Annotated in this window: 4 protein-coding genes; 1 reads left to right on the top strand and 3 read right to left on the bottom strand. The window is 61.6% G+C overall.

The annotated features are described in order from the left end of the window. Positions 1-957: AI-2E family transporter (locus EOA86_RS26560; RefSeq protein ID WP_164891998.1), on the bottom strand; the 957-nt coding region annotated here is incomplete at its 3' end. A gap of 222 nt (positions 958-1,179) precedes the next feature. Continuing rightward, positions 1,180-2,241 carry an LLM class flavin-dependent oxidoreductase gene (locus tag EOA86_RS26555; RefSeq protein WP_128344403.1) on the bottom strand — a complete coding sequence of 354 codons (1,062 nt, stop codon included), beginning with the start codon at positions 2,239-2,241 and terminating at the stop codon, positions 1,180-1,182. A 231-nt stretch (positions 2,242-2,472) separates the two neighbouring features. Between EOA86_RS26555 and EOA86_RS26550 the strand changes: the two genes are divergently transcribed. Then, positions 2,473-2,901, top strand: a complete 429-nt coding sequence (locus EOA86_RS26550) for a DUF6481 family protein (RefSeq protein ID WP_128344401.1) — start codon at positions 2,473-2,475, stop codon at positions 2,899-2,901. A gap of 192 nt (positions 2,902-3,093) precedes the next feature. On the opposite strand, the gene sugE is transcribed toward EOA86_RS26550, so the two are convergent. Further along, on the bottom strand, positions 3,094-3,408 hold the full coding sequence (sugE, locus tag EOA86_RS26545) for a quaternary ammonium compound efflux SMR transporter SugE (protein WP_127211668.1): 315 nt from the start codon (positions 3,406-3,408) through the stop codon (positions 3,094-3,096). Between the last annotated feature and the right edge of the window lie 259 nt (positions 3,409-3,667).

The raw sequence follows: 3,667 nt of genomic DNA, 5'->3' as shown, positions 1-3,667 counted from the left end.
CTCGAGGCGGCGGCCAACCACAGTCGGCGTCACAAACTGGCCTTCGATGACGTCGCACAAAATGACGAATGCTGGCGCCAGCAGCGCATAGGAGATCGTCTCGAAGCTGATCAGCGAGATGACGGTAACCAGCGTGATCGTAATCAGCGCACCGATATAGGGCAGGAAATTAAGCAGAGCCGCTGCCGCGCCCCAGACCTGAGCGTTGGGCACGCCGAGGGCCCACAGGCCGAGCCCGATGACTGTGCCGAGGCCCGCGTTGATGACCGTGACGGTGAGCAGATAGTGCGAGATTTCACGTTCAACGTCGTAGACGACGCGCAGCGCCCGCTTCTTTTCGCTGAGACTGGGGAAGGACTGGACAATCTTCTCATAGAACATCGTGCCGGAGGCGAGCAGGAACAGCGACAGGACAAAGACAATGGTGACGCTGGTGCCGGCCGACAGCACATTGCCGGCGGCTTGCGAGAGAATGCCCGATGGCGCCATGGCCACCCTCTGAACGCCGGGCTCCTGGGAGGTCTGCGTTAGTCCCTCTATCTGACGCGAAATCTCCACAATCCTTTCGAACGGACGGCGCAGTTGCGCCAGACGTTCCGCAAGCTGCTGGCCGATCGACGAGGTGTTGTTGATGAGGTCGATGACCGGGCCGCTGAGCAAATACCCTGCGACAGCGATGACGCAGAACGACAGCAGCACCAGCAATGTCGCCGACATGGCATCGGGCAAGCCGTGCTTGCGCAGGAAGCGGACGATCGGCGTCAGCGTCAGTGCCAGCAGGAAAGCCAGAATGACCGGCATGAAGAAGGCACGGGCGAAGTAGAGCGCGAAGATCGCCATAAGGATGAAGATGCCAACGAGCAGCGAACGCATCAGATGGGTATCCGCACGCGCCTCGGCGGGCGTATCCGGGCTATCGGCAGCGCCTGCGCCCGAAGCGGCGGGTTCGGCTTTCATTCTGGCCCTCGGCGGCACACCGCGATTGGCGTAGACCGTGGGCGGAAACGCCTTTGCGGCTTCAAAGTTCCGTTAGAGCGACGTGCGTCCACTTGGACGCACAAAGTGCGCTCTGACACTTTGAATCTACGCATCGTGCTTTCCGAAAATCGATTCCGATTGTCGGGTCGATGCGTTAGCCGGCGTTGATGATGACCTTAGCCCTACGATCTTGCCGACGAATCAGGCAGCCGGCGCTGCCACGGCCCGGATGGCCTTCGCCGTTTCCTTGCGCACGATCGGCGCGACCTTGGTGCCGTAGAGTTCGATCGCCTTCATGACCTTGGCATGAGCCATGGTGCCGATCGCCATTTGCAGCAGGAAGCGATCGTTGCCGAATATCCTTTGCTGGGCAACGATTTTTTCGGCCACCTGTTCTGGATTGCCGACGAACAGCGCGCCGTTCGGGCCGCGCGACTGGTCGAAATGTGCCCTCGACGTCGGACCCCAGCCACGCTCGCGGCCAATGCGGTTCATCACCTCGGCTTGCGGCCCATAAAAATCGTCAGCCGCCTGGTCGGTGGTCTCGGCGATGAAGCCGTGGACGTTGAGGCTGGTAGCGAGATCAGCCGGATCGTTGCCCGCCCGTTTGGCCGCTTCCCTGTAAATGTCGAACAGCGGCGCGAACCGCGCCGGCGCGCCGCCGATGATGGCCAGCGCCAGCGGCAGGCCAAGCGCGCCGGCCCGCGCGGCGGATTGCGGCGTGCCGCCGATCGCGATCCAGATCGGCAATCTGCCTTGGAACGGGCGGGGGTAGACGCCGCGATCGTTGATCGAAGCGCGCAGCCTGCCCGACCAGGTCACCTTGACGCTGTCGCGTATGGCAAGCAGCAGGTCGAGCTTTTCGGCAAAGAGCTCGTCATAATCTTCGAGATTGTAGCCGAACAGCGGAAAGGATTCGATGAACGAGCCGCGCCCAGCCATGATCTCGGCCCGACCGCCGGATAGAAGGTCGAGTGTCGCAAACTGCTGGTAGACGCGAACCGGATCGTCGGAGGATAGCACGGTGACCGCGCTGGTCAGCTTTATGCGCCGGGTGCGTTCGGCCGCCGCGGCCAGGGCTACGACCGGCGCTGAAGCCGCATAATCGGGACGGTGATGCTCGCCCAGCCCAAACACGTCGAGGCCGACCTGGTCGGCCAGCTCGATCTCCTCGATCAGGTTTCGCAGCCGCTCATGCGGACCGATGGCACCAGGGCCCGGTTCCGGCCCGACGTCGGCGAAGGTATAGAGACCGAGTTCCATCATGTGTCATCCTGGTGTTTTGTTTTTCGCGCTACAGGTAGCGACCAGTCCGCCGCGCCACCAGAGGGGCGGATGGTGAACAGTGCATGTCCGTTTCAGCCGAATTCAGCCGAAAAGGCGTCTCCCGACTGCAACAGCTCAGAATTTCATGGCTGGCATACCGTTTTGGCGCTTGAACTCTGGGTTTTCACGCGTATGTAAGCCTCGCAAATTGACTCCAGGGAAGTGGACTTGGCTATCTATAGGGAAAAAGACGTTTTCGAGCGGCGCAATGCCGCACACGAGGCAAAGAAGGCGCTTCTCGAGCGCTTCAGGGCAAAGCCAGCAGCAGACGATCCAGCGGTGCTGGCACGACAGGCCGAACGCAAGGCAATCCTCGAAGCTCGTGCGATACGCGAGGCCGAAAAGGCCAGGCTGAAGCAGGAAAAGCTGGCGCGCGAAGCGGCCGAAAAGGCCGAGCGCGAAGCTGCTGCCGAAGCGGCGCGTATTGCTGCGGAAGAAGCGGCGCGGGCGGAAGCGAAGATCCGGGAAGCCGAAGAGAACGAGCGCATCGCTCGTTTGCTTGCCGACGAGGCCGAGCGCAAGGCCAAGCGCGACGCGCGCTATGCGGCGCGCAAGCAGCGCACCGGCAGGACGCCTCCGGGCTTTTCTGCTCGCTAGCGCTCCTACAGCGCGATAGCACCAATCAAATTCAGGGCCGCCTTGCAGCGGCCCCTGAAGGCGTTTGTGCTGCGGCCTTGCAGCAAAACTAATGCATGTCGCCCAAAAGTGCGCAGCGGTTTTGGGACAACGACATGCATAACAACAAGAACTTAAAGCGCGCCGCATGAATCTCTTCAGTCGCGACGCGCTTTAGGCCGCGAGTTTCAATCCCATGATGCCGCAGACGATGAGTGCGATGCAGGCCAGCCTGATCGCGGTCGCAGGCTCGCCGAGCAGCCAGATGCCAAGCAGCGCCGTGCCGACGGTGCCGATGCCGGTCCACACCGCATAGGCCGTGCCGACCGGCAGCGTCTTCAGCGCCAGTCCGAGCAAAACGAGACTGACGACCATCGAGACAACCGTCAGGACAGTCGGCAGCGGCCTCGAAAAGCCATCAGTGTATTTGAGGCCGATCGCCCAGCCGATCTCGAACAGACCAGCGAAGAAGAGAAGAATCCACGACATCGGAACGCTCCATTGGATTGCGGGTCGTCCCGGTCTTTTCGCAAAGCGCGAAGTCGTCTTCGCTGCATTGGTATAGAAATTTAGGGTGCCCAATCAACAGCAGCGCCGGCGGCATTTCAGGACCAACCGGTGAATGTCGATTGGCACTGAAATGCCGCCGGGTCATGATCTCGCGTCGAAACGCCCAGGCTTACCTGTCCTTGAGTTTGGTCGCTTTGACGGGCGGCGCTTTCAGGGTCGGGGCAGCGGCGGGTTTCTT

Source organism: Mesorhizobium sp. M5C.F.Ca.IN.020.32.2.1, assembly GCF_004023105.1.
Classification (GTDB): Bacteria; Pseudomonadota; Alphaproteobacteria; order Rhizobiales; family Rhizobiaceae; genus Mesorhizobium; species Mesorhizobium wenxiniae.
The sequence above is the reverse complement of the archived record's forward strand: the minus strand, read 5'-3'. Positions and strand labels throughout refer to the sequence as shown.